The 26,435-nt window shown below is 30.4% G+C and carries 27 protein-coding genes; 11 read left to right on the top strand and 16 right to left on the bottom strand.

Annotated elements, in window-relative coordinates; all coding sequences use genetic code 11:
- Nucleotides 1-71: 71 nt before the first annotated feature.
- The gene (locus ACKTSW_RS07190) at nt 72-1,496 is read left to right on the top strand and encodes an L-serine ammonia-lyase (protein WP_408024600.1); all 1,425 of its coding nucleotides are present in this window, start codon (nt 72-74) and stop codon (nt 1,494-1,496) included.
- 3 nt (nt 1,497-1,499) lie between these two features.
- Here the strand turns inward: ACKTSW_RS07190 and ACKTSW_RS07185 are convergent, their stop codons facing one another.
- The 3 genes from ACKTSW_RS07185 to ACKTSW_RS07175 all read right to left on the bottom strand — a co-directional run bounded on the left by ACKTSW_RS07185 (nt 1,500) and on the right by ACKTSW_RS07175 (nt 3,768).
- Nucleotides 1,500-2,138: a SanA/YdcF family protein gene (locus ACKTSW_RS07185; protein ID WP_408024599.1), complete on the bottom strand. Its 639-nt coding sequence runs from the start codon at nt 2,136-2,138 to the stop codon at nt 1,500-1,502.
- Nucleotides 2,139-2,897 (bottom strand): peroxide stress protein YaaA, encoded by a 759-nt coding sequence (gene yaaA, locus ACKTSW_RS07180; protein WP_408024598.1) that lies wholly within the window; start codon nt 2,895-2,897, stop codon nt 2,139-2,141.
- 94 nt (nt 2,898-2,991) lie between these two features.
- Nucleotides 2,992-3,768, bottom strand: a complete 777-nt coding sequence (locus ACKTSW_RS07175; RefSeq protein ID WP_408024597.1) for an MBL fold metallo-hydrolase — start codon at nt 3,766-3,768, stop codon at nt 2,992-2,994.
- An 81-nt stretch (nt 3,769-3,849) separates the two neighbouring features.
- Here ACKTSW_RS07175 and ACKTSW_RS07170 point away from each other — a divergent pair, with 81 nt between their 5' ends.
- The 4 genes from ACKTSW_RS07170 to ACKTSW_RS07155 all read left to right on the top strand — a co-directional run bounded on the left by ACKTSW_RS07170 (nt 3,850) and on the right by ACKTSW_RS07155 (nt 6,932).
- Nucleotides 3,850-5,292 carry a TonB-dependent receptor gene (locus ACKTSW_RS07170; RefSeq protein WP_408024596.1) on the top strand — a complete coding sequence of 481 codons (1,443 nt, stop codon included), beginning with the start codon at nt 3,850-3,852 and terminating at the stop codon, nt 5,290-5,292.
- 63 nt (nt 5,293-5,355) lie between these two features.
- Nucleotides 5,356-5,901, top strand: coding sequence for an RNA polymerase sigma factor (locus ACKTSW_RS07165; RefSeq protein WP_408024595.1), 546 nt, complete (start codon nt 5,356-5,358; stop codon nt 5,899-5,901).
- 33 nt (nt 5,902-5,934) lie between these two features.
- The gene (locus tag ACKTSW_RS07160; protein ID WP_408024594.1) at nt 5,935-6,474 is read left to right on the top strand and encodes a hypothetical protein; all 540 of its coding nucleotides are present in this window, start codon (nt 5,935-5,937) and stop codon (nt 6,472-6,474) included.
- Nucleotides 6,474-6,932 carry a hypothetical protein gene (locus ACKTSW_RS07155; RefSeq protein ID WP_408024593.1) on the top strand — a complete coding sequence of 153 codons (459 nt, stop codon included), beginning with the start codon at nt 6,474-6,476 and terminating at the stop codon, nt 6,930-6,932. The genes ACKTSW_RS07160 and ACKTSW_RS07155 overlap by 1 nt, the downstream gene beginning before the upstream one ends.
- A 34-nt stretch (nt 6,933-6,966) precedes the next feature.
- Here ACKTSW_RS07155 and ACKTSW_RS07150 read toward each other — a convergent pair whose 3' ends face one another.
- From ACKTSW_RS07150 to kdsB, 4 genes are all read right to left on the bottom strand, one after another.
- Nucleotides 6,967-7,164 carry a hypothetical protein gene (locus ACKTSW_RS07150; RefSeq protein WP_408024592.1) on the bottom strand — a complete coding sequence of 66 codons (198 nt, stop codon included), beginning with the start codon at nt 7,162-7,164 and terminating at the stop codon, nt 6,967-6,969.
- Between the two features lie 134 nt (nt 7,165-7,298).
- Nucleotides 7,299-7,565 (bottom strand): hypothetical protein, encoded by a 267-nt coding sequence (locus ACKTSW_RS07145; RefSeq protein ID WP_408024591.1) that lies wholly within the window; start codon nt 7,563-7,565, stop codon nt 7,299-7,301.
- Between the two features lie 261 nt (nt 7,566-7,826).
- Nucleotides 7,827-8,513, bottom strand: a complete 687-nt coding sequence (locus ACKTSW_RS07140; RefSeq protein ID WP_408024590.1) for an HAD family hydrolase — start codon at nt 8,511-8,513, stop codon at nt 7,827-7,829.
- A complete protein-coding gene (gene kdsB, locus ACKTSW_RS07135) occupies nt 8,506-9,240 on the bottom strand; it encodes a 3-deoxy-manno-octulosonate cytidylyltransferase (protein ID WP_408024589.1) in 735 nt (244 codons plus the stop codon). The genes ACKTSW_RS07140 and kdsB overlap by 8 nt, the downstream gene beginning before the upstream one ends.
- 488 nt (nt 9,241-9,728) lie before the next feature.
- On the opposite strand from kdsB, the gene ACKTSW_RS07130 reads away from it, so the two are divergent.
- A complete protein-coding gene (locus ACKTSW_RS07130) occupies nt 9,729-10,082 on the top strand; it encodes a hypothetical protein (protein ID WP_408024588.1) in 354 nt (117 codons plus the stop codon).
- An 89-nt stretch (nt 10,083-10,171) separates the two neighbouring features.
- Here ACKTSW_RS07130 and ACKTSW_RS07125 read toward each other — a convergent pair whose 3' ends face one another.
- Genes ACKTSW_RS07125 through idi form a run of 3 tightly spaced genes read right to left on the bottom strand, consistent with a single transcriptional unit; the run spans nt 10,172 to nt 12,083 of the window.
- A complete protein-coding gene (locus ACKTSW_RS07125; RefSeq protein WP_408024587.1) occupies nt 10,172-11,143 on the bottom strand; it encodes a type I phosphomannose isomerase catalytic subunit in 972 nt (323 codons plus the stop codon).
- 3 nt (nt 11,144-11,146) lie between these two features.
- Nucleotides 11,147-11,560 carry a 6-pyruvoyl trahydropterin synthase family protein gene (locus ACKTSW_RS07120; protein ID WP_408024586.1) on the bottom strand — a complete coding sequence of 138 codons (414 nt, stop codon included), beginning with the start codon at nt 11,558-11,560 and terminating at the stop codon, nt 11,147-11,149.
- Nucleotide 11,561: 1 nt separating this feature from the next.
- Nucleotides 11,562-12,083: an isopentenyl-diphosphate Delta-isomerase gene (gene idi / locus ACKTSW_RS07115; protein ID WP_408024585.1), complete on the bottom strand. Its 522-nt coding sequence runs from the start codon at nt 12,081-12,083 to the stop codon at nt 11,562-11,564.
- A gap of 108 nt (nt 12,084-12,191) precedes the next feature.
- Between idi and ACKTSW_RS07110 the strand changes: the two genes are divergently transcribed.
- The 5 genes from ACKTSW_RS07110 to ACKTSW_RS07090 all read left to right on the top strand — a co-directional run bounded on the left by ACKTSW_RS07110 (nt 12,192) and on the right by ACKTSW_RS07090 (nt 19,188).
- Entirely contained in the window at nt 12,192-13,778 is a 1,587-nt protein-coding gene (locus ACKTSW_RS07110; RefSeq protein ID WP_408024584.1) for a peptide chain release factor 3, read from the top strand.
- A gap of 30 nt (nt 13,779-13,808) precedes the next feature.
- Nucleotides 13,809-15,428, top strand: a complete 1,620-nt coding sequence (locus tag ACKTSW_RS07105; protein WP_408024583.1) for a hypothetical protein — start codon at nt 13,809-13,811, stop codon at nt 15,426-15,428.
- Between the two features lie 109 nt (nt 15,429-15,537).
- A complete protein-coding gene (locus tag ACKTSW_RS07100) occupies nt 15,538-16,467 on the top strand; it encodes a peptidylprolyl isomerase (protein ID WP_408024582.1) in 930 nt (309 codons plus the stop codon).
- Between the two features lie 195 nt (nt 16,468-16,662).
- The gene (locus tag ACKTSW_RS07095; protein ID WP_408024581.1) at nt 16,663-17,328 is read left to right on the top strand and encodes an energy transducer TonB; all 666 of its coding nucleotides are present in this window, start codon (nt 16,663-16,665) and stop codon (nt 17,326-17,328) included.
- Between the two features lie 735 nt (nt 17,329-18,063).
- Entirely contained in the window at nt 18,064-19,188 is a 1,125-nt protein-coding gene (locus ACKTSW_RS07090; protein ID WP_408024580.1) for an energy transducer TonB, read from the top strand.
- A gap of 609 nt (nt 19,189-19,797) precedes the next feature.
- On the opposite strand, the gene ACKTSW_RS07085 is transcribed toward ACKTSW_RS07090, so the two are convergent.
- From ACKTSW_RS07085 to ACKTSW_RS07060, 6 genes are all read right to left on the bottom strand, one after another.
- Nucleotides 19,798-20,424 carry a hypothetical protein gene (locus tag ACKTSW_RS07085; RefSeq protein WP_408024579.1) on the bottom strand — a complete coding sequence of 209 codons (627 nt, stop codon included), beginning with the start codon at nt 20,422-20,424 and terminating at the stop codon, nt 19,798-19,800.
- Nucleotides 20,425-20,443: 19 nt separating this feature from the next.
- Nucleotides 20,444-20,650, bottom strand: coding sequence for a hypothetical protein (locus ACKTSW_RS07080; RefSeq protein WP_408024578.1), 207 nt, complete (start codon nt 20,648-20,650; stop codon nt 20,444-20,446).
- Between the two features lie 114 nt (nt 20,651-20,764).
- A complete protein-coding gene (locus tag ACKTSW_RS07075) occupies nt 20,765-21,634 on the bottom strand; it encodes an OmpA family protein (protein ID WP_408024577.1) in 870 nt (289 codons plus the stop codon).
- A gap of 126 nt (nt 21,635-21,760) precedes the next feature.
- A complete protein-coding gene (locus tag ACKTSW_RS07070; RefSeq protein WP_408024576.1) occupies nt 21,761-23,935 on the bottom strand; it encodes an OmpA family protein in 2,175 nt (724 codons plus the stop codon).
- A 9-nt stretch (nt 23,936-23,944) separates the two neighbouring features.
- Nucleotides 23,945-24,865, bottom strand: a complete 921-nt coding sequence (locus ACKTSW_RS07065) for a PorP/SprF family type IX secretion system membrane protein (protein ID WP_408024575.1) — start codon at nt 24,863-24,865, stop codon at nt 23,945-23,947.
- A gap of 57 nt (nt 24,866-24,922) precedes the next feature.
- Nucleotides 24,923-26,435 (bottom strand): T9SS type B sorting domain-containing protein (locus ACKTSW_RS07060; protein WP_408024574.1); only part of this gene is annotated, 1,513 nt, incomplete at its 5' end.

Raw genomic sequence — 26,435 nt, 5'->3', positions numbered from 1 at the left:
AATATAAATCCTGTATTTAAGTTTTAAATACAGGATTTTTTTATTTTAGCACCAACAAACAACTTACATTTATGTCGCAATTTATTAGCGTTTTTGATATGCTTAAAATTGGGGTGGGACCTTCTAGCTCACATACCCTGGGACCATGGAGAGCTGCACAACAATGGGTACAAAAGTTAAAAGAAACCAATGAATTTCTTTTAATTGAAGAAGTTAAAGTTGACTTATATGGTTCCCTTTCATTAACCGGTAAAGGTCATGCAACAGATTTAGCTGTTTTACTGGGTTTGAGTGGTGCTGACCCCGAGTACATACCTATAGAAACTATTGATGTAATTATCAATGATATTCAAACTAAAGAACTCTTGTTTTTTAACAATGAAAGTAACATTTCTTTTGTTAATGGTTCTATAAAGTTTAATAAAGAGTTTTTACCTTTTCATGCAAATGGAATGACTTTTAGAGGCTATGCTAATGGTGTAGAGATTTCTACAGAAACCTATTACTCTATTGGTGGAGGTTTTATTGTACAAGAAGATGACAACCTTGCTGAAGATATAGAAATTAATAAACAAAACTTTCCTTTCCCTATAAATAGAGCAACTGAACTAGAAATTTATTGTGAAAAAGAAGGTTTGAATATTTCTGATATTGTATACCAAAACGAGCTTGTAATTAATTCTGCTGAAGAAATTGATAAAGAGCTACACCGCATATGGAATACCATGTTAGAATGTATGTATATTGGCTGTCATACACAGGGGGTTTTACCTGGTGGATTAAATGTAAAGCGACGTGCTTTTGAAACACATCAAAAATTAATAAAAGATGCTGAATACACTAATCAACAGGAATGGATTACCGCTATTAGAAGTACAGAAGTTAAGTTCCGTGAAATTTTAAAATGGGTAAGCTGCTTAGCCTTATCTGTTAATGAAGTAAATGCTGCTTTGGGTAGAATTGTTACAGCTCCTACTAATGGAAGTGCTGGAGTTATTCCCGCAGTAATAATGTATTACTTAGTAATAGAAAACCACGACGCTACTTTTGAGCATATTAAAAAATTCTTACTAGTTGCCGGAGAAATAGGAAGTATTTTTAAGAAAAATGCTACAATTTCTGCGGCTATGGGTGGCTGTCAAGCTGAAATTGGAGTATCATCTGCTATGGCTGCAGCTGCGCTAACCGAATTATTAGGAGGAACTCCATCACAATGTTTAGTAGCTGCTGAAATTGCTATGGAACATCACTTAGGACTTACTTGTGACCCCATAGGTGGATTGGTACAAATACCATGCATTGAACGTAATGCCATGGGAGCCATTAAAGCTATTAACGCTGCTGAATTGGCTTTAGAAACCAACCCTAAAGAATCTAAAGTTCCGTTAGATAAAGTGATTGATACTATGTGGGAAACTGCTAAAGATATGAACCGAAACTATAAAGAGACATCAGAAGGTGGTTTAGCTGTTACTGTTCGTTTAGCTGATTGTTAAGGGTTATTTTATTTCAATAGGTTCTCCTATAAACCTAGGATTAACATTTAAGAGAATATCAACAAATACTTTTACCCTTGCTAAATATTCTTTTACTTGAACTTTTATAGCTTTTTTTCCATAAACACCTCTAGCATTATACCCTATTGCTCCAATATCAAAATGGTTTGCCAAATACAATGCTCTTTCGTTATGAAATTGTTGAGATATTATAGTTACTGAGGTTTGACCAAAAACTTCTTTAACTCTTACTACCGAATCTAAAGTTCTAAAACCAGCATAATCTAAAAAAATTTTATCCTCAGGAATTCCTGCTTTAATCAAATCATTTTTAAAATCGGTTGGTTCATCATATCCTTCAGAACCATTATCACCACTAACTAAAATAAAATCAATCTTCTTTGCTTTATATAACTCCACAGCAGCATTCAATCTAAATTGATAGTACAAATTCACCCTACCATCAGATAAATACTTTACCGTACCTAATAACAATCCTACTTTGTTTTTAGGAATTGTTTCTGTAGTGTTAAATAGTTTTTCTTCTGCATTTTTAATTATTATTTTATTTGATATGTAAATAGCAATAACAATTAATAAACAACTTAAAAGAAAAAGAACAGCAACTTTTTTTCGTTTCATTTACCTCGTAAATACTAAATCTGTTTCGGTAGACATTTCTTCAGAAAAACCATACCCATCAACATTAAAACCTTTTAACTCTTCTAAAGTTTCTACATTATTATCTATGATGTAACGCACCATTAATCCTCTAGCTTTTTTAGCAAAGGTCATAATAATTTTATATTTTCCGTTTTTAAAATCCTTAAAAACAGGAGTTATCATAGGTACTTTTAATGATTTTTTGGGAAGCGCTTTAAAATACTCTGTACTTGCTAAATTGATTAACAACTCACCATTTTCTAACTCTTCATTTAGTGACTCAGCCAATGAGGTATTCCAAAACTTATACAAATTTTCTGTTCTTCCTACTTTTAACTTAGTTCCCATTTCTAAACGATAAGGCTGAATTAAATCTAAAGGTTTTAACAAACCATACAACCCAGATAAAATTCTTAACTTCTCTTGTAAAACTGGGATTTTGTCTTCTGCTATAGAATTAGCATCAATACCTCTGTACACTTCACCTGTAAATGCGAATACAGCTTGTTTTGCATTATCTAAAGAAAAAGGAGGTTGCCAATCTTGATTTCTATCATAATTTAAACTTGCTAAGTCATCAGAAATCTTCATTAACTCACTCAATTTTTTTCTTGATAACGTTTTTAACTTCTTATTCAACTTTTCAGATTGCTCTAAAAACCTAGGTTGTGTATATACATCGGTAGCAGCTTTGTTTTCAAAGTCTAACGATTTTGCTGGTGATATAATAATTTTCATTTTGTAAATATTTAAAGTAAAAATAAGGAGCTATTCTAAAATCATCAACTACTTTAAGTAATTAATATTGATTGTAGTATTGGTATTTATAATACTAAACTTGCAACCCATCATATGCTAAAAACACATTTTCAGGCAATTCCCTTTCTACTTCATCATGTAACCCTAAAAGCTCACTAATATGTGTTAAATAAGCTTTTTTGGGATTGATTTCTTCAATAAATTTTAATGCTTCGTCTAAATTAAAGTGTGTATTATGTGGCTCTTTCCGTAAACCTGTTACAATTAAAACATCCAAATTTTTTAGTTTATTTTTTTCTTTATCTGAAATCGTTTTAATATCTGTTATGTATGCTACATTAGCAAAGCGATACCCGAGAATTGGCAAATTACCGTGCATTACTTCAATTGGGGTTACCTCTACCTCACCTAACATAAAACTTTCTTTATGAGAAATAATCATTGGAGCTACCCTAGGCGCACTTGGATATCTATTTTCTGTTGCAAAAATATAATCGTATCTTTTCTGTAAAACATTCAGCACTCTTTCTGTTAAATAAATAGGTACTGAACCTATTTGAAAGCAGTATGGACGAATTTCATCCAACCCTGCAATATGATCAGCATGCTCATGCGTAAATAAAATCCCGTTAATTGAAGCTACTTCTTCACGCATCATTTGCTGACGAAAATCTGGCCCACAATCGATAACATAATTAATATTTTTCCAAGAAACCAATACTGAAGACCGTAACCGTTTGTCTTTTGGGTTCTTAGATAAAGCTACAGGGTGCTTACTTGTTATCATTGGAACTCCAGTAGAGGTTCCTGTTCCTAAAAAAGTTATTTTTACTTGATTTTTTTTCTTCATTTTCACTACAAAAATACAACAAAAATTGTCTGGTAGTTCCTAATTTCAGTACATTTGTAATACGTAACTAAAAACAACAAAATGGCAATTACGTTAAAAGGAGATCAAAAAATAAGCACTGTACCAACTATTAAAATGAAAGCGTTAAAAATTAATTTAAACGCTCATATATATGGAACTTTTGCAGAGATTGGAGCTGGTCAAGAAACTGTTCGTAATTTTTTTAGAGCTGGTGGAGCGTCTGGTACCATAGCAAAAGCTATGAGTGCTTATGACAAAGATTTCTCTGATGCCATTTATGGAATTGAAAAAGACAATCGTTATGTTACTGAGCCTCGATTAAAAAAAATGCTGAAGCATGAAATGGAACTAATTGAGGAGCGACTCGACCGTCAAAAACACCCAGACAAGCTTTTTTTTAGTTACGCAAATACTGTAGCTACTATTAATTTTACCAAAAAATTTAAAGGTCATGGTTGGGTTGGTATTCGTTTTCAATTAGACCCATTAGAAGACTATAATGAAATTGTTTTACATCTTCGTTTTAAAGAAACTGATGCGCGTCAGCAACAAGAAACCTTAGGTATTTTAGGTGTAAACTTAATTTATGGAGCTTATTACTTAAATGACAATCCGAAAGATTTATTAAAATCTTTTTACGATAATATTGATAAAGACCGTTTAGAGATTGATATGATTAACTTCTCTGGACCTCGTTTTATGTATGTTGATAATCGTTTGATGAGTTTACAACTTGTTAAAAACGGAATGACTAATGCTGTAATGTTTGGTCCTGATGGTAATAACCTATTACCAGCACAAGTACTTTACAAAAAAAACATATTAGCGCTTCGTGGTAGCTACAGGCCTGTTACCAAGGTAAACATGGATATGTTTGAACGCTCTAAACAGCTATTCTTTGAAGAAAATAAAGTAGACCCAAAGAATGCAAAAATTATTTTTGAAATTACCTTGAGTAACCTTCGTGCTGAAGGAGAAATTAATGAGCGTGATTTCTTAGATAGAGCAGAACTATTATGCTCTCTTGGACAAAATGTTATGATTACTAACTATCAAGAGTATTTTAGATTGGTTGAATACTTTAGTGAGTATACTAAAGAACGTATGGGACTTGCTATGGGAGTTTATAACTTAATTCAAATTTTTGATGAAAAATACTATCGTGATTTAAGTGGCGGAATTTTAGAGGCTTTTGGTAAACTCTTTTATAGAGATTTAAAAGTGTATATGTACCCATATAAAGATGAAGAAAATGAAGATTACATTACAAGCGAAAACCTTAAAGTACACCCTAGAATGAAAGAGCTTTATAAGTTCTTTAAAAACAATGGTAGGCTAATTGATATAGAAGGCTTCAATCCAGATATTTTACATATTTTCTCAAGGAAAGTTTTAAAAATGATTAAAGACGGAAAAGAAGGATGGGAAGAAATGCTTCCTAAAGGAGTCTCTGAAACCATTAAAGAAAAACGCTTATTTGGTTGTACTAAAAGAATTAAATAATCTTTTTTATTTATTTTTTAAACCTTTTATTATCTTTAAAGTCTAACAGCTAAATAGTTTTAGTTGATTGACGAAATTACACTTATAGATCAATTACAGCAATCTACTACCAAAGAGATTGCTTTCAGAAGCCTTGTGTCTCAATATAAAGAGCGATTGTATTGGCATATACGAAAAATAGTAATTTCTCATGAAGACGCCAATGATGTTTTACAAAATACTTTTGTAAAAGTTTTTAAAAATATTAATCATTTTAAAAGAGACAGCAAGCTGTATTCTTGGATGTATAGAATAGCTACTAACGAAGCTATAACTTTTATCAACAAAAAAGCGAAAGAAAAAAATATTCATATTTCTGATTATCAACTACAGCTCACTTCTACTCTAGATAGTGATTACTGGTTTTCTGGTGATGATATTCAGCTTATTTTACAAAAAGCAATTGCTACGTTACCCCAAAAACAACAATTAGTATTTAACATGAAATACTTTGATGAAATGAAATATGAAGAAATTTCTGAGATTCTCGATACCTCTATTGGTGCTTTAAAAGCCTCGTATCATATCGCCGCCAAAAAAATTGAACGTTTTATAAAGAACTATAATTAAACCTTTTACAAAAAAAATAGTCTTATTAAAGCAATGGATAAAAAATTAAAACATACTATAGATTATATAAACCAGCAAGTTGGTAAGAATAGTGGTTTTTCAACTCCTCAAAACTATTTTGAAGAGATTGAAGAAACCATTAACACATCTATATTTATAGAAAACTTCCCTAAAAAGAAAATATTCAATACTCCTGATGGTTATTTTGATACAATAGAAGGTCAAATTCAATCAAAATTGGCAATAGAGCAAGAAGTTACAAAAACAAAAGTAATTTCATTACGTAAAAGAGTTTTACAGTATATACCTACAGTCGCAGTAGCTTCTGTTTTAGTTTTTATTGGTATTAATTATTTTAGTTCTCAAAAAATTACTTTTGAAGACATTACGATTACTGATATAGAATCTTGGTATGAAAATGGATATGGTAAGATTGACAATACTGAGTTTGCAGCAACACTAAATACTTTAGAATTAGAAGAAGATATATTAGCTTCTATAAGTGATGAAACATTAGAAGATTACTTAAGCTCTGTTGACACACCAACACTTATAAACGAAATACAACAATGATGAAGAAACATTTATTTATATTATTTGTCGCTTTTACATCTTTTTTTTCTGTTCAGTCACAGACTAGAAAAGGAAACTACGAAAAAATTAAAGCTTTTAAAGTAGCTTTTCTTTCAGAAAAGTTAAACCTAACAGAAAATGAAGCCGAAAAATTTTGGCCATTATATAATATGTATGATAAAAAAATGATTGAGCTTCAAAAAGCGGAACGCTACAATATAAAAAAGAAAATACATAGCCGTGGTGGTATTGATAACTTAACCGATAAAGAATCGAAAGAGATTATTGCTAAAATTAAGTCTATTTCTAAAGAACGTTATGTAACTAAAGCTAGTTTTTATGACAAACTTTCTTCTTTTTTATCAAATAAAAAAATTCTAACCTTGGAAGTTACTGAACATGAGTTTCATAGAAAACTTATACGGAAACTAAAAGGAAAGAGAGAAAAAAGACATTAAAAAAAAGGAAGCTATTTAAATAGCTTCCTTTTTTCTACTTACTCACTAAGGCTAAACAAACATATAAATCTGGTTTATTAGCCGTAAATTGTTTAAGCCAAATAGTTAGTTCATCGATTTCATAAGGTAACAACCTACTTAAAGCTTTTTCTAGCTCTTTACAAAACAAATCAGTGTTAAAACTAACCTTTTGAAGTACAGTTTTTGTGTACTCGTACATAGCTCTTGCCATATTTATTGGGGTTATCTGTTATTAAATACAGTACGTAAGTTACAAAAAAAAATCTCAAAATAAATGTTATTTTTTTTCAAAAAAAAAGTGAAACTAGTTAAAGTTTCACTTTTTAATACTATAAGTTTATGTTTTTATAAACTATTTACTTTCTCTATTAAAGCATTTGCTTTCGTTTCTAACTCAGTATTTACAGCTTTGAAATGAGCTTTTTTATTTTCTACATTTTTTGAATTTACTTTTGCTATTAAATCATCAAAAGTTACAATAACTTCATCTACGATAGCATCTGCTTTAGCTTTGTCTGCTTCAGGATTTAATTCTTTAGCTATATTACAAATACTGATAATGTCTCCTAATGTATAGTTAATATCTTTTTTTAAATTTTTTACGCTTGACATAATTATAAATTTTAATGCAAAACTAATCGATTTAATCCAATTCCTGTTATTTTTTTTCAAAAAAGTGCCTTAGATCATATCTAGCTACTATAACATAATTTACAATTATAGACATACGTAATGAATCATTTTCTTGTTTAAGCTTGCCAAAGTCTAAATAGGAAAAATTATAACTTTTATTATTCTCTTTTTCTAATATATTTTTAATCTACAACTACCTTAAAAATAGAATAATCTATTAGAACTCTAAATTGCTATCCTCTATAAAAATTTTAACACATCTTTAATGGTAGGTACTGTTTTATAAGTATCTGATTTTTGTTCTTCTTTTACTTCTTCATGCGCCCATGTTGTATGAAACGGAACATGAATTGCTGTAGCTCCTATTTCTATTAAAGGTAAAACATCTGACTTCAATGAATTTCCTATCATTAAAAATTCTGAAGGATTAATATCTAACCTTTTAACAAGTTTTTTATAATCTTTTATTTTTTTTTCACTCATCACTTCTGTATGATGAAAATATTTTAAAATTCCTGATTTAGCCAACTTACGTTCTTGATCTAACAAATCTCCTTTTGTTGCTACAATTAACTTATATTTTCCGTGTAGTTCTTGCAACACCTCTTCTACTCCATCTAATAATTCTATTGGTTTTTCTAACATCTCTTTTCCTATTTCAAGAATTGCTTCCATTTTTTTAGGGCTGATTTTATAATTAGAAATTTCAAGAGCACATTCAACCATTGACAGCATAAAACCTTTTACTCCATAGCCATAAATTTTAAGGTTCTCAATTTCCTTTTTAAATAACTCTTGATGGATTTTATTCTCTGTTTCGTAATCGGACAACAATCGAGCAAAATCATCTTCAGCATCGCGAAAATAAGTTTCGTTTACCCATAGTGTATCATCAGCATCAAAGGATATTATTTTAACATCATTCATTTTCTAGTTGTTTTAAAGCTTTTTCTAAGTCTTCAGGAGTATCAATACCAATACTTTCTACTGAAGTTTCTATCATTTTTATTTTTTTTCCTACTTCTAAGTACCGAATACATTCAATTTTTTCAGCAGCTTCTATTGGAGTCATAGGTGTATGGTAAAAATCGATTAATGCTTCTTTTCTAAAGGCATAAACTCCTTTATGTTTGTAGTAGTTTACAGCTATTTCTTTATCTCGATGATACGGAATTACACTTCTTGAAAAGTAAATTGCAAAATCATTTGTATCAGTAATTACCTTTACGTTATTAGGGTTTTGAATATCTTCTTCATTTGTCATTTTTACTTTTAGCGATGCTAAATCAATTTTCTTTTGAGTATCAGATTTAAAAGCACTAATTAATTTTGATAACGAAACTTTATCGATAAAAGGTTCATCTCCTTGTACGTTTACCACGATATCTACATCTAAGTTTTCAACCGCTTCAGCAATTCTATCAGAACCGCATTCGTGTTCCCTTTGACTCATCAACACCTTACCTCCTACTTTTTCTATGGAGTTATAAATTACTTCAGAATCTGTTACTACATATACTTCATCAAACAAATTAGCTTTTACCGCAGCCTCATAAGTTCTTACAATTACAGGTTTTCCTCCTAAATCTTTCATTAATTTTCCTGGAAAACGCGATGCACTATAACGTGCAGGAATCATTGCTATTATCTTCATAAATAATAATACGTATTTACGTATCAAAGATACATATTTAAACTACCACTATAAAAACTGATAAAACTCACATTGACAAAGTTTTAACATTAAATACTTTTTGATTTTGTTTAATTATTAAAAACTTTTGCTACTTTTGAATCATTATGAAGGCGCTTTTAGGCACATACACATTTATTTTTAACACAATCAACTCGATTATGTGTACAGCCCGCATGCAAAAACAGTATGTATACGTACCTAAAAGCACCCTAAAAAACAGATTTAAACATCGATTTTAAATAATCAATTTTAATATAAATTTAACCAAAGGTGCTTTTCTAGAAAAGCACCTTTTTATTTACTAATATTTTAAATTTTAAACATTATGAACACTTTTAAGTATCGAAACTCAATTAGAAAACATGTAGCCTCAACTGTAATGTACTCAGTACAAAATCCATTTTACAGAGACCCTGAATTACTAATACTTAATCCTTAAAATTATCATGAAAACATTAAATATCACATTAAACAGTCAGCCAAATCAATTTATAGTTAACAAAAAACAGGTTAGCAAAAATAAAGTGTTAAAAACTTCAGTTTTATACGATAAAATTGAATCTAGCGCGAATACTTCTTTAGGTTTTTATCCAGACTCTTCAAATTTTAGTTTTAACAGCATCGAGTTTGATCTGTTAGGCAACGCATACCTTAATGATAAGCTTGTTATCAAAAACAACATTAAAAAATTGAGTGATACTGAGATTATTTTCGATATAACGGTATCTAAAAAAGAAGAAAAGAAACAAAATATTATATGTACAGCTACTTTTGGCTATACAATTAAAAAAGCATCTTAATTATTCCAAAAAATTGATTTTTAAAATCAATTGAGCAATTGTTAAGTTAGTTTGTTTTGTAATAAGCTTAAGATTTATTTTTCTTAAGCTTATTTTATATACGTCTCTAATAACTCTGAAGAATTTTCTGATAAAATTTCCACTTTATCAATACATGCTGGTACTAAGATGGTTTCTCCTTTTCTTACAATTTCTTGTTGATTTTTGTGAAAAAACATTACTTCTCCTTCTACACACATATAAATTATAAAACTATCTTTTTTAGACAAATCAATTGCTTTCTTTCCTTTTACAGGAAGTATATTTGTTGTAAAATAGGGGCATGTAACTACTTGATTCGCTACATTCTCTTGTTTCAAGTAAGTTGTTTTATAGGAGTTTTCTGCTGAAAAACTAATTGCTTTCAATGCTTTTTCTGTATGCAACTCTCTGTAATTTCCATCAATATCTTTACGGTCCCAATCATATATGCGGTAAGTAAGATCTGATGTTTGTTGAATTTCTGCTATCAATAAGCCCGCTCCAATAGCATGCACCCTTCCTGGTGGAACAAAATATACATCTCCTTTTTTTACTTCATCAATATTTAATATATCTAATAGAGACTTGCTTTTAAGGTGTTTTATATATTCTTCCTTATTTGAGTCTTCTTTAAAACCAATAATAATACTAGCTTCTTCATCGGCTTGTACAACATACCACATTTCGGTTTTTCCAAAAGATTTTTGAAGCCCTGCTAAATCATCATCAGGATGTACTTGAATACTAAGTACCTCTTTAGCATCTATAAACTTTATTAACAACGGAAACTGTTTACCAAAAGTATTATACACGTAATCACCTACTAAATCGTGCTTATATTCTTTTAAAAGACTTCTTAATGTTCTTCCTGCAAAATTACCACTACTTACGATAGATTCATCTCCATCAACATCAGAAATTTCCCAACTTTCACCAATATTGGATCCATCAGAACTCTTATGAAGTAGTTGATTTAGTTTTTTTCCTCCCCATATTTTTTGTTTTAAAATTGGAGTAAATCGCAGTAATTGATTTATCATAAATTATTCACCTCTATAAGTTACGTAGTTTCTTGGAGTTTCGTATAATGTAACTTCTAAGTCTAATTTTTTTGGAATACTTACACGTAACTTGTTATAAATTACCACTGATATATTTTCTACCGTTGGATTAACGCTTTTAAACTCCTCTACTTCAATGTTTAAGTTTTTATGATCTAAAACATCTTCTACTTTTAACCTAATTAAATCTTTCAATTTACCTAAATCATATACATACCCTGTTTCTTGATCTATTTCACCGGTTAACGAAACTATTAACTCATAATTATGACCATGATAATTAGGATTGCTACACTTACCAAAAACCTCATAATTTTTCTCATCAGACCATTTCGAATTAAATAATCTATGGGCGGCATTAAAATGTGCTTTTCTATGAACTGTTACTTTAGGCATATTAAATGTACTTAGATATTTTATCGTAAGATTCTTTAAAAATTATTTTAAACCAAGCTGTATACTCTTCAGGGCGATTTTCTATATCATTTTTTACCTCTACTAAAGGCATCCATTTATAAGATGCTGCTTCTTCAGGGTTTACAATAGGTTCGTCGTTAAATCTACCAATCATTACATGATCATATTCATGTTCGGTCAAACCATTGTCAAACGGTGCTTTATAAATAAAAGAAAACACTTCTTCTAGCTCACACGAAAAACCCATTTCTTCTTGCAATCTACGCTTTCCAGCTTCAAGGTTAGACTCTCCATCTCTTTGATGTGAACAGCAAGTGTTGGTCCATAACAAAGGAGAATGATATTTTTTAGCGGCGCGTTGTTGTAGCATCAATTCATTTTTATCATTAAAAACAAATACCGAAAAAGCCCTATGTAACAATGCTTTTTCATGTGCTTCCATTTTTTCCATTAATCCTATTGGATTGTCTTGCTGATCAACTAAAATTACTTGCTCTTTCATCTAGAAAATTTAAGAAAAGCAAACTTACGAAATTGAGAGCAGTTCAACAATTAAAACCTTTTGAACAGTTCGCTTTAAAATGTATCTTTGCATCCTTAAAATTTATAGATGAGTTTTTTAGAAGAAATACAGAAGAGACGTACATTCGGAATTATATCACACCCTGATGCTGGTAAAACAACTTTAACCGAAAAACTATTACTTTTTGGTGGAGCCATTCAAGAAGCTGGTGCGGTTAAAAACAATAAAATTAAAAAAGGAGCAACTTCCGATTTTATGGAGATTGAACGCCAACGTGGTATCTCTGTTGCTACTTCTGTGTTAGCTTTTATTTATAAAGATAAAAAAATTAATATTCTTGATACACCTGGTCACAAAGATTTTGCTGAAGATACGTTTAGAACTTTAACGGCTGTTGACAGTGTTATTGTGGTGATTGATGTTGCAAAAGGAGTTGAGGAACAAACTGAAAAGTTAGTAGAGGTTTGTCGTATGCGTAAAATTCCGATGATTGTTTTCATTAACAAGTTAGACCGTGAAGGGAAAGATGCTTTTGATTTATTAGATGAAGTTGAGCAAAAATTAGGGTTAAAAGTTACTCCTTTGAGTTTTCCTATCGGAATGGGTTATGATTTTAAAGGAATTTATAACATTTGGGGAAAAAAACTAAATATCTTTTCTGGTGACAATAAGCAAACCATCTCTGAAGGTGTAGAATTTGACGATATTGACAATCCCGAATTAGATAAAATTGTTGGTGAAAGTGCTGCCAACACGCTTCGTGAAGAATTAGAGTTAGTGAATGAAGTATACCCTAATTTTGATCAAAATGACTACCTGAGTGGTTCGCTCCAACCTGTTTTATTTGGTTCAGCTTTAAATAATTTTGGAGTAAAAGAATTATTAGATTGCTTTATTGATATCGCTCCTAATCCGCAACCAAAACAAGCTGAAGAACGTTTAGTAGATTCTAAAGAAGAAAAACTTACAGGGTTTGTGTTTAAAATCCATGCAAATATGGATCCTAAACACCGTGACCGTTTAGCTTTTGTTAAAATTGTATCAGGTATTTTTAAAAGAAATACCCCTTACTTACATGTCCGTAACGGTAAAAAAGTAAAATTCTCTAGTCCAAATGCATTCTTTGCTGAAAAGAAAGAAATTGTAGACGAATCTTTTCCTGGTGATATTGTTGGTTTACACGATACTGGAAACTTTAAAATTGGTGATACTTTAACAGAAGGCGAACAGTTAAACTTTAAAGGAATTCCTAGTTTTTCTCCAGAACATTTTCGTTATGTAAACAATGCTGATCCAATGAAAGCTAAACAACTATATAAAGGTTTAGACCAGTTAATGGACGAAGGTGTTGCTCAGTTATTTACAATGGAAATGAACGGACGTAGAATTGTAGGAACTGTAGGAGCACTTCAATACGAAGTAATTCAATACCGCTTAGAACATGAATACGGAGCTAAATGTTCATATGAAAATATAGCGGTACATAAAGCTTGCTGGGTTCAACCAGAAGACCCTAAAAATGAAGAATTCAAGGAATTTAAGCGTGTAAAGCAACGTTACTTAGCAAAAGATAAACAAGGACAGTTAGTGTTTTTAGCCGACTCTTCGTTTACCATACAAATGACACAAAGTAAATATCCAACCGTAAAACTACATTTTACCAGTGAGTTTTAGCCAATAATATACTTTTAGCATTTAATCCTAATGGAAAATAAAAAATATAACGTCATTACGAAAAATGAAGTAATCTTTACGAAGAGATTACATCACTCTGTTAATAAAGGTATATTTATTGCTTTTCTCTTCTCTATTTTCTCTTTTCTATCAGCCTACACTCAAGAGAATTTATCTAATTTACAAGGAAAAGAATTACACAATAAAGTTCGGCTAAATTTTATTCCTGTTGAAATGCCTTCCAATAAATTCCCAAACCTAAAACCAACTATGGGGTTAGCGGGTTTACACTATCAAATTCCTATTAATAATTGGTTCTATGGTGGGGCTGGATTTCATTTTGCGGTAACAGGTGATCAAGGAGGCTTATTTACCTTAGGTGCTGAATTAGGAATAAATAAACAATTGTATAAAAACTTATATATAGATGCTAATTTCCATTTTGGTGGCGGTGGAGGATATCGTTACTTAGTAAATGATGGTGGTTTTATCAACCCAAATATTGGATTACAATACAAGAAAAATAATTATTCCTTCGGAATACAATATAGCCACATTAACTTTTTATCAGGAGAAATAAAAAGTAACTCGGTTTCTTTCTTTGTAGAGATACCAAGTATTTTACGTTTTACAGATTACGATAAAGCCCATCAAAAATTTATAGCAACCAATTTGTCTCCTAATAGTTTTTGGAGCAAACCTGTAGTTAAAAATGTACAGCAAATACGTTTTGATTTCTTTAAGCCTATCGGAAACTCAAAAAAAGACAATGGTAATAATTTAAACGAAACACTCTATGTACTTGGGTTTGAATATCAAAAATATTTGAATGAAAACACCTTTTTATTTGCGCATACTGATGCTATTTATAAAGGGTTACGTGCTGGTTTTATGGATTTATTTATTGGTGCAGGATATCATCCATATCAATCAAAATACATTAATGTTTTTGGAAAGTTAGGAGTTGGAGCAGCTGGTGGTCGTGTAGCTCCTGAAGGAGGATTAATGATCTATCCTTCTGCTGGAATCGATTTAAAACTATTTAAAAACATCGCTCTGAGTGGTCATGTTGGTTATTATCGTGCTATTGCAGGCGATTTAGAAGCGTATACTTTCGGGTTTGGTTTAAAATACTTCGGATTAAACGGTGGAACATCTTCCGAAGAAAATAATACTTATCATACACAGAGTTTACGCTTCGAAGTTCAAAATCAAAGTTATTTCAACGTTGCGAAAACCGATGATGTTTATGACGCAACCAAAATTGATTTACAATTAATAGGCTTAAAGATAAACTATGACCTAAATAAATGGTTATACATAGCAGGAGAAGCTGGTTTTGCTTATGATGGTCGTTCAGGGGGTTATGCACATGGATTAGTTGGAGGTGGTATTTATAGTCCGCACTTTTTAAATAATAGAATGCGAGCGTTTTTAGAAATGATGGCAGGTGCTGGCGGTGGTGCTGGCGTAGATACCGATGAGGGAATCATTATACGTCCTGCATTTGGATTAAGTTATGATGTAGCTAATCAAGTTTCTATAATCGCTTCAGGAGGCCGATATTATTCTCCTTTCGGTAATGTAAATTCAAATAATATTAACATAGGTTTAAGCTTTAACCTTTCAACTTTATCTGTAAAAAACTAACTTTGTCATTGCTAAGAAAAACAATGATTTAGCTATTTTAATAAAAAGATTCTTTTACCTAAGTAATTTTAGATATTAGAGTCTTACAATATAAATAAATAAGAGAAAAATGAATAACGGAATTTATGCAAAGTTTATCACTTCAAAAGGTGAAATTTTAGTAAACTTAGAATATGAAAAAACTCCTGGAACTGTAGGTAACTTTATTGCTTTAGCAGAAGGAAACTTGGAAAACTCAGCAAAACCACAAGGAACTCCTTATTACAACGGGTTAAAATTCCACCGTGTGATTGCTGATTTTATGATTCAAGGTGGTTGCCCACAAGGAACTGGTACAGGAAACCCAGGTTATAAGTTTGATGATGAGATTCATCCTGAATTAAAGCACGATACTCCTGGGAAATTATCAATGGCAAATGCTGGGCCTGGAACAAACGGTTCTCAGTTTTTTATTACACATGTTGCAACTCCTTGGTTAGATGGAAAACACACTGTTTTTGGTAGTGTTGTTGAAGGGCAAGATGTTGTTGATGCTATTGCACAAGACGACACTATGGATGTAGAAATCATTCGTGTTGGTGATGCTGCTGAAGCTTTCAACGCTGTAGAGGCTTTTAGAACTTTTGAGGGGACTCGTGAAAAACGTGAAGCTGAAGCAAAAGCACGTCAAAAAGAATTATTAGATCAAGTAGCTGCTGGATATGATGAAACTCCAAGTGGATTACGTTATAAAGTTTTACAAAATGGAGACGGAAAACAAGCTACTAAAGGAGCTATGGTTTCTGTGCATTATAAAGGTCAATTATTAGATGGGACTGTTTTTGATTCTTCATACAAACGTAAACAACCTATCGATTTCGCTGTAGGCGTTGGTCAAGTAATTTCTGGTTGGGATGAAGGTATACAGTTATTAAAAGTAGGTGACAAAGCTCGTTTTGTTATTCCTTCTAACTTAGCATATGGTACACAAGGTGCTGGTGGTGTAATTCCACCTGACGCAACTTTAATCTTCGATGTTGAATTAATGAATGTAAAATAGTAATACACAAAACATTAGAGTATCAATAAAGTCTTCATAGCTATATGAAGACTTTATTTTTTATGCTCCTCCTTAATATTTAATTAATATTCATAACATTAAAAGGTATTTTATTTAATCGATTCATCATAATTCCTTAAGAGCTTAAGAGTAAAAAAAAGTGATTTTTACAATAACAAACAAACTCTTATACTCATGAAAAATTTACTGCTTTTATTTGTTAGTTTTCTACTAACTAATACTCTTTTAGCTCAAAATATCTGTACTACCTCTGAAGAAAACTCTATTGACTTAAACATTATAAGTGTTAATAAATGTGATATTGTTACTAAAAAACAAAATACAAGAGAAAGAGTTACTAAAACACTAACAGTAAGAAATAGAGTAAAAAAAACAAGAAAATCACTACAAGAAAATCAATCAAACCTAAGTCCTTCTACCAAAGTTTCTATTATCACAACAAATAATAACTTATCTATAGAAAATTCGTTGAAGTCTGAAATTAAAAATGTTTTATTTTCTGTAGTTGAACAAGTTCCATTATTCCCTACTTGTAAAGGTAAATCTAATGAAAAAGCTAAAAAGTGTTTTATAGATAATATGCAAAAACATTTCTCTAAAAACTATTACCCTGAGGTGTTTTCTGAAGAAGGTATTCGTGGTAGAATTTTAATTCAATTTACAATAGATGTGTATGGTACACCTAAGAACATTCAAGTAGTAAGCTCTAAATCTAGTGAAATTATCATTAATGAAATTAATAGAATTATAAACAAATTACCTAAGTTAGAATCAGGTAAAGAAAAAGGGATTCCTGTAAATGTAACATACTCATTTCCTGTAAACTTAATACTTAACTAACATCAAAGTACAAGAACAAGTTTTAGATAATTTCACTGTAGCGACCTTAAAAAACCCTTTAAAAAACACAAATGAGAGTTATTTTTCCCCTTCTTGTTTTGTTTTCAATGTTATTATCTTATTTACAATATATAATTAATGAGGTAATAATATTTAATATTTTAACTCTAAATAGTATTACTAAGTATCTGAAAGAAGTACTAAATACTGAAAAAATTAAAGAAGTTTCGCAAATCTCTCTAGAAAAAGTTTCTTTTTCATCAAGTAGACAAATCTCTTAATTATAAACATGTAAAAAACTCCTATTCTACTACAGTCAAAATGCTTTGAAAGAGAAATTGGTTAAACGCATCATTAGGAACTTTAAATTACCTAAAAGAGGTGATACAAAAGAAAATTGAGAGTAAAGTTTTAGTTCAATTTGCTATACTTATAAATGGAAAGGATATATTATTGGTATAAAGAAGAAGCTGATAGGTTATAATTGCTATACTTCAAAAGTTTATTCATAATAGTCATAAAGGTAATTTTGTTAGTGTATAATATGTTTTTCCTATAATTTTTAGGCTTTAGAAAAAGTAGTTTTATTTATTTCTTCTTTAAATCAAAAAAAAGTTATAACAATCTAACTTACTGAACAATAGGATAAATTTGGTGTTTTAAAAATTTTACGCTATATTTACAGCCATAAGTTAACATAAAATTAACTTTTTTAAACACTAAAACAGAGCATAAATGATGAAAAGACGCCCCTTATTATTCGTTGCTGCTATGCTAATTTCTTTAGCATCTGTGGGACAGGAAGTATGTACAACTCCTGACGAAACGATAGCAGACCCAAACAGTATCACTAAATGTGCTATTGAAGACACTGAAAACGGTACAAAAAAACAGTTATCTATTGAAGTCTCTACCAGAAGGCGCGTTGTTCGTAAGAACAAAGAAGCAGTTTCTGCCATTGGAAATATTAATTCTTCTCAAAAAGTAGCTGACATCAAAAAGAAATCTTTATTGATAGGTAAACTTGAGTTAGAAGACAATTCTACAACAATTGAGAAAATACCTTTTAATTTAGTTGAAGAAATTCCTTTATTTGAGAAGTGTAATAGCGTACCATTAATTAAGCAAGCAAAATGTTTCGAAACAAATATGACGAAGCATATCATAAAAAACTTTAACTATCCTCAAGAAGCTATAAATTCTGGTGTACAAGGAAGAGTTTTAGTTCAATTTACTATAAATGAGCAAGGAGGTGTTGATGACATTTTAATGCGTGGTCCTAAAGGTGGTGAATCTTTAGAGAAAGAAGCTAGAAGAATTATAAACAACCTTCCTAAGTTTATTCCAGGAAAGCATAGTGGAAAAACTGTAAAAGTAAAATATGGAGTTCCTATTACGTTTAGAACACCTGGAGCAAGGAATAATAGTTCTTCTAATAAAGTTGCAAAAGCTAAAAAAGTAGCACAACCAGTTGCAGTTAAAGAAAAAACTATTACTGATTTTGTAAAATTTAATGAGGTACAAAGTATTCCACAATTCAAAGCTTGTACTAGAGTTCCTGATATGCAAAAATTAAAGTGTTTTAACGAAAGAATGGTTAGCCATATTCAAAGAAACTTTAACTACCCTGCTGCTGCAGCTAATCAAAATATTGAAGGTAGAGTTTGGGTACGCTTTATTATTGACAAAAAAGGTAACGTTACTAATATTAAAATGAAAGGTCCTGAGAATGGAAAGTTATTAGAAGAAGAAGCTAAAAGAATGGTTTCTAAATTACCTACTTTTATTCCAGGTGAACATAATAGTAAAACTGCTAATGTTGAGTACTACATTCCAGTTAACTTTAAACTTCATGAATAAGAATAAAAACTCTTAAAAGTGTTTATATAAAAAAAAGCTCCTATTTTAAAATGGGAGCTTTTTTTAGACACCACTCCTAAAAGTTTACACACTTTTAGGAGTGGTATTCATAAATTCTCGGAGTTGTTTTCTTGTATCAGAATTACTCATTCATTTGTCATATAGGCCTGATGATTACCCTATACCGTCAACCCCATATTGGTTTACTTAGGAACAAGCACAGAGTTAAAGGAGAGTTCACAATCTCTAGGGGCTTTTATAATTGTTTATCTCAAAACTGCTTTTTACCATTTTTGAAGTATAGCCGTTACAGATATTACTGTTGGTGGATTTGTTGTGTTTATCATAATCTAAATGTTCATCCAGTTCTCCTTCGAGTAGCTTTTTAATGGCTCGCTTTTGATTGGATTTCAAAAAGAAGTGAGTTCTTCGCCTTTTAGAAATTCGTCGTTTAAAAAATATTCTTTGTTTATAATGTGTAAAATTTAAAATTAAATAAAAAAAATCGAGGGTTACAACCCTCGATTTTTTAAACTTTACATACTTAGTGAGATATTTCCTAAATTATTTAGCATAACAGTAATGCTTTCAATAATTTATAGATACTTTTTATTTCTCTTCAGGGAATAATATTTCCTTTAAAGCTTCTTTTTCTTTTTTTACTTTTTCTTTTTCCTCTTGAATTTTTTTGTCTAATTCAATAAGTTTTTCATTGGTTTTACGAATTATTTCTTCTTTTTCTTTAGCTTCTTCTTCAGTAATTTCTTTATTCTCTTTTAATTTTTTTATTTTTTCCTCAGCTTTTATTACTTTTTTTCTTCCTTTATTTAAAACATCTTCGCTTTCAAAAATATTTTTTTCTTGTTCTTCAATCTTTTCTTTAGCTTCATTTGATCTCATTTTACCAAACTCTCTTCCACTCATTCCGTTTTTATCTCTACCATATGCATTCCCTTTCCCTTTATACTCTTTATTTTCTTTAGTTTTTTTTTGTTTTTTATCTTTCTTTTCTTTTAGCTCTTTTTTATTCTTCATTTCTCGAGCTTTGTCTTTTCCTTTTTCTTCATCTACTTCTTGCTCTAGGTCTTCTTTTACTTTCTTTACTTTATCCTTTCCTTTTTGCTTTACTTCTACATTTTCTTTTTTTCCTTGAGCTTTTCCTTGAGCAAGTGCATGCTGGGTTCCTAAATAGGTAAAAAATACTAAAATTGATACTATTAGTTTTATATTTTTCATGATGATTAAGTTTATCGGTTTATATACTATCTATTTCTCGTAACTGCTCTTCTAACTTTTTTGTAGCTTCATTTAATTTGTCTATACCTGCTTTTACTTCACTTTCTATAGAGTCTATCTTTTTTATAGCTGCTTCTATTTTCTGTTTTTCTTCTTCCTGTTTCTTTTTATCTGTACAAGAAACCATAAAAAGAATTCCAAATGTTAAAATCAATAGTTTTTTCATAATTTTAATTAAATAGGTTAATACACATTTAAGACACTTTATTTATTATAAAGTCACTTTTTTAAACAACAATAAACCAGCTTAATTAGCTGGTTTATTGTTGTTTGAAGAAGGTTAAGGTTCTATACTTTCTTCTTTAACTAATAAACCAAAGAATTTATCTAAATTTGGTAAAATTACTATTCTTGTTCTTCTATTTCTAGCTCTGTTTTTTGCTGAACTATTATCTACAAGTGGCACAGCACTACCTCTACCCGAAGCTATTAATCTACTAGGATCTACTTCATACTTTTTCTCCAAAAGACGAACAATTGATGTTGCTCTTTTTACACTCAAATCCCAATTATCTTGTAAAACCCCTGTATTATATGATCTTGAATCTGTGTGCCCCTCTATCATTACGTCCATACTAGGCTCTGAGTTTATTACCTCTGCTAATTTCTTGATTAGTTTATAGGCATTTCTCTTTACCTTGTAACTAGCTGTATTAAATAGCATTTTATCTGATACTGAAATCATAACCACAGTTTTATCTATATCAATATTTATATCTTCATCATTCTCTAAATCTGATGTATCTATTGATTTTTTAAGATTATAAGCAACTGCTATGTTCATTGAATCTTTTAATGTTTTAGCTTTTGCTAGCTCTGTTGGATCAACATTTTTAAGTGTTTCTCTCATTTTTTCTTTTATAGAATTTGAGATAACAGCTGAGTTACCAACCATATCTAACTTAATGTTGTTTTTTTCACTTAGTGATTCATTTACATTTTTTAATGAGTTAATTTTTTCATTGTAATCATCAACTCTTTTTTCAATTTTAGCGAATTTGGCTTCTAACTGTTTTTTTTCTAGAGTTGTTTTTTGTAAGTTTCCTCTTGTGTCATTGTATTTCTGTTCTAATTCAACATACTTTTTTTTGGATACACAAGACGTTATTGTTAACGCCAAAAACGCTAAGGGAATAAATAATTTTTTCATAATTAATAATAATGATATAATAAGTTAATGTACTCTTATAACTTCTTTTTTAATTTAATATTATATTAAGTAAAACAAAAAAGCTCCTTTTTTAAAGAGCTTTTTTTATATCTAAAAAGAAGTTTCTTAATTCTTATAATCTATTTTTACTTCTTTTGTTGTTTTATTACAATTTTCTTCCTCTTTAAAACACTTATTCTTTTTAAGTTCAGAGTTTTTTTCTGAATTCTTTAAGTTTTTTCTTAAAAACTCTAAAAAATTATTACTTTTTTTTAATTCAATGTTTTTTTGACTTATTCTTTTTTTCTTTTTCTCTTTTTCTCTTTCTTTCTCTTGTTTAATCTTTATTGATTCACCTCCCTTTACGATATAAAAGTAAGAACCTCTATTTAATTGATACTCTTTTTCTGAACATTTTTTACCATCAGTACAGTTATTTAATGGTTTTTCTTCACCATATCCTATTGCGCTTTCAATTCTGTTTCTGGCTATTCCTCTAGATAAAATATAATCTCTTGTAGATTTTGCTCTTTGGTCAGATAGCTTTTTATTATAATCTCTTTGTCCTCTGCTATCTGTATGAGATTCAATTCTTATTATTAGTTCAGGATGATTTGTCATTACAGTAACAATATTCTCCAACTCATATTCTGCATCCTCTCTAATAACAGCTTTATCATAATCAAAGTAAATAGGTTTTATTACTATCTGATTTCCAATAATTAAAGGTATTAACTTTAAATTCGTTGTAATAGTATTATTTCTTGTATTACTTGTCGATATAGTATTCTTACCTGATCGATAGTCAAATTTCGTTGCAGTAATTGTATACTTACCATTACACGGTACATCATTAAAGATATAGTTACCCAAATCGTCAGAAACTGTTTCTGCTATAACCTGTTTATCTTTATTTATTAGTTTTATAACTACAGCATCAACAGGGCTATTAGTTTTATTGTTTTCTATTATACCTTTTACTACCTGTGTACAAACTGGTGGATCTGTATAAATAAAAAAGCTATAAATATCATCATCTCCTTTACCTTTATCTCTGTTTGAAGAGAAAAAACCTCTTTTACCATCTTCACTAATAAAAAATGAAAAATCATCTTTTTTACTGTTAAATGGGTGTCCTAAGTTTTCTGGGGGTGAATATGTTCCATCTTCCTTAATTTTTGTATGAAAAATGTCAAGAAGCCCTAGACCTAAATATCCATTTGAAGAAAAGTACAATACATTATCATTACTCACATAAGGAAAGATTTCCTTTTCAGATGTATTTATAGTCTTTCCCAAATTTAAAGGAACACCATACTCATCCTTCCCTTTTATTTCTACTTTGTAAATATCAGATTCTCCATACCCACCTGGCATATTAGAAGCAAAGTATAATGTCTTTTCATCTGGACTTAATGCAGGATGTCCTATAGAATATTCATCATTATTAAATGGTAATTCTTTAACATTAACCCAAAAACCATTTACGAAACTTGCTTTATAGATTTTTAAGTTAGAAGTATTTTTTTTGTTCTTTCTAACTCTTTTACCGTCAGAGTTATTACGTGTAAAGTATACCGTTTTTCCGTCTTTAGTGAATACTGGTGTTGACTCATGAAACTCAGAAGCTATAGGTTCTCCTAGTTTTTCTACATTACTTAATACTAGTATTGTATCTTTTTTACTTTCTTCTAATGTTTGTATATCTTCTTCTGCTCTATAAATATTTAAAAAAGGTTGATTATTCCATTTATAAATTTTTTGTTTTTTTGAGTCATTTGGAATAGAAGATGAAAAATACGATTTCCCATTTAGTAAAAATCCACCAAAATCAGAATAAGGCGTATTTATTGCTAAGTTTCTTACTCCTATTCTTTTTTTTTGATTTGAATAATCTAATAAATAATCTTCTCGTTGTAGTTCCATATTTAGACTACTACTTTGCTTTTCTACTAGCGTTAAAAGTATTGAATCTGATTTTTTGTAATTTCCATTACTTCTTAAAACTTGAGCATATTTAAATAGTTGCTTATCTTCTACTTCTCCTTTAAAATTAAAAATAAGCTTTTTATACCAAATTTCAGCCTCATTAGTATCAGAATTATTATAGTATGATTCTGCCAATCTACTTAATACGTGTTTGGAACTATCTCCTTTTACTAATACTAAATCTTTATAGAGTTTAGCTGCTTGTACATATGAAAATTCTTCATAATAACGATCTGCTACTTTCTTACTTTGTCCAAAACAAGTTATTGCTAGCATTAACATTATTGATACTAATGATTTTTTAAATTTCATTTTTTTTTTTTAAAAGAATCTTGGAGACCTATATCTTATTTCATTGAATATTTCATATTGCAACATTATTTCGTGTGTTCCTGAATTTGTAACATTATAGTTTGAAGTTGTTAAATCATATGAATACCCAATTAAAAAAGAATCGTTTACTTGAAAACCTAAAAGTGCACTCACAGAGTCATCCCATCTCCAAGAAGCTCCTACTCTAAATTTTTCATTGAACAACAAATTCGCAGATATATCTAATGATAGTGGTGCTCCTGAAACTCCTTTTAATAAAGCTGCTGGTTTAAATTTTAAATCTTCGTTTATATCAAAGACATATCCTGCGATTAAGAAAAAGTGCATTCTCTCCACAGCTACTTCACCTGGTGTTTGTGCATCATAATGTTCCATTCTTAATATATTAGGTACAGATAATCCTACATACCATTCAGGTTCATGATAGTAAATACCAGCTCCTACTGTAGGTAAAAATTTATTGACATTATCTTGAAATATAATTTCATCATCTCTGAAAGTTCCCTTTGACCAATCAATATTTAATAACCTACCACCTAAACGTAGTCCAAATGCTAAATTACCTTCACTACCCGTTTGAATAGTATATGATAGGTTACCATCTAAGTATATTTCGCTTGATGGTCCTATTTGGTCCTTCATTAAATTTATTCCCAATCCCAAACCTGAGTATCCTAAAGGTGTATCGTACGATAAATTTTGGGTGTTAGGAGCTCCTTCAAACCCTACCCATTGCATTCTTCCTAAAGCTGTAATAACAGTATGACCTCTAGAACCAGCATATGCAGGATTCACATTCATTGTATTGTACATATACTGTGTGTACTGGGGGTCTTGTTGTGCCTGAGTATTTGTGATAAGACAAATACTCATTACAAATATTAAGATTAAACCTAAATTAAATTTCATTTGATTTTATTAAAACTTTTATTTATCAGTTCTTGCTAATTCTAAAACAATAATATATTATCTGCTAATATAAATCCAGCCTTTTTTAACTTTGGTTTCGTTTCCGATATCTAAGATATAAAAGTAAGTACCAACAGGTAATTTATCATTGACATTTATGCTAGCTCTACCTTGAGATATTCCTCTAAATACAACACTTGTATTATTATATCCTTTAGCTTTATATACTGTATTACCCCATCTATTGAAAATTTCAATAGTATTTTCTGGGAAATTCTCTATACAATCAATATGTAAATAACTATTTGCTGAATCACCATTTGGACTGATTAAGTTATTAACCTTTATACATCTGAAATCTGGATTACTATCATCATCTCCTTCCCCAAAATTATCAATATCTCCATCTACGCTATCAGAAATTCCATCTCCATCAGTGTCTGAACCATTTGTGTCATTTGAATCAATTACTCCATCTCCATTAGTATCGAACTCTCCATTACCTCCTTCTTCAACATCACTTATACCATCTCCATCACTATCAGGGTCTTGGAAATCTGGAATTCCATCTCCATCTGTATCTGGTTCTCCTCCTCCTTCAGTATTATCAGGTTGCCCATCACCATTAGCATCTGAATAATCTAAATCATCAGCATCAATAACTCCATCTCCATTAGTATCAAACTCTTCATTACCTCCTTCTACTACATCATTGATACCATCATTATCACTATCTAAATCTTGATAATCTGGAATTCCGTCTCCATCAGTATCCAAAATTTCTTCAGTTCCTTCATCTCCTTCTCCAAAGTTGTCAGTATCTGCATCTACGCTATCAGAAATCCCATCTCCATCAGTGTCTGAACCTCCTGTATCATTTGAATCGATTACTCCATCTCCGTTGGTATCAAAATCTTCATTACCTCCTTCGGTAACATCATCAATACCATCATTATCACTATCCAAATCTTGATAATCTGGAATTCCATCTCCATCTGTATCTGGTTCTTCATCAATATCAACAGAATCATCAGCTTGACCATCACCATCAATATCTGTATATCCTAAATCATTACTATCAATAAGTCCATCGCCATTAGTATCTAAATCGCCATCTCCACCTTCTACTACATCATTTATACCATCATTATCACTATCTAAGTCTAACGAATCAGGAATACCATCTCCATCTGTATCAGTGATTCCATCTCCCTCTTCAACATCTGGAATACCATCGTTATCATCATCAACATCTTCTGAATTTGGTATACCATCTCCATCAGTATCTAATAGTTCGATTACTAATTCGTCTACTGTTGTGTCTGAACTCGTATTTCCTGCTGCATCAGTTGCTTCTACAGATACATCATAGGTACCATCAACTAAAACATCGCCTGCTGGAATCGTTAACTCCCATGTTCCATCACCATTGTCTACTAAGTTTCCGTCTCCTTCGGTATACGTTACTCCGTTAACAGTTACCGTAATCGTATCTGCTGAATCTGCTGTTCCTGTGATTACTGGTGTTGTATCATCCGTTACTTGCGCATCTACAGTTGGTACTGTTGGT

Origin of the sequence: Tenacibaculum sediminilitoris (genome assembly GCF_964513795.1) — a bacterium.
GTDB lineage: Bacteria > Bacteroidota > Bacteroidia > Flavobacteriales > Flavobacteriaceae > Polaribacter > Polaribacter sediminilitoris.
This window is presented reverse-complemented; position numbering and strand designations above follow the sequence as displayed.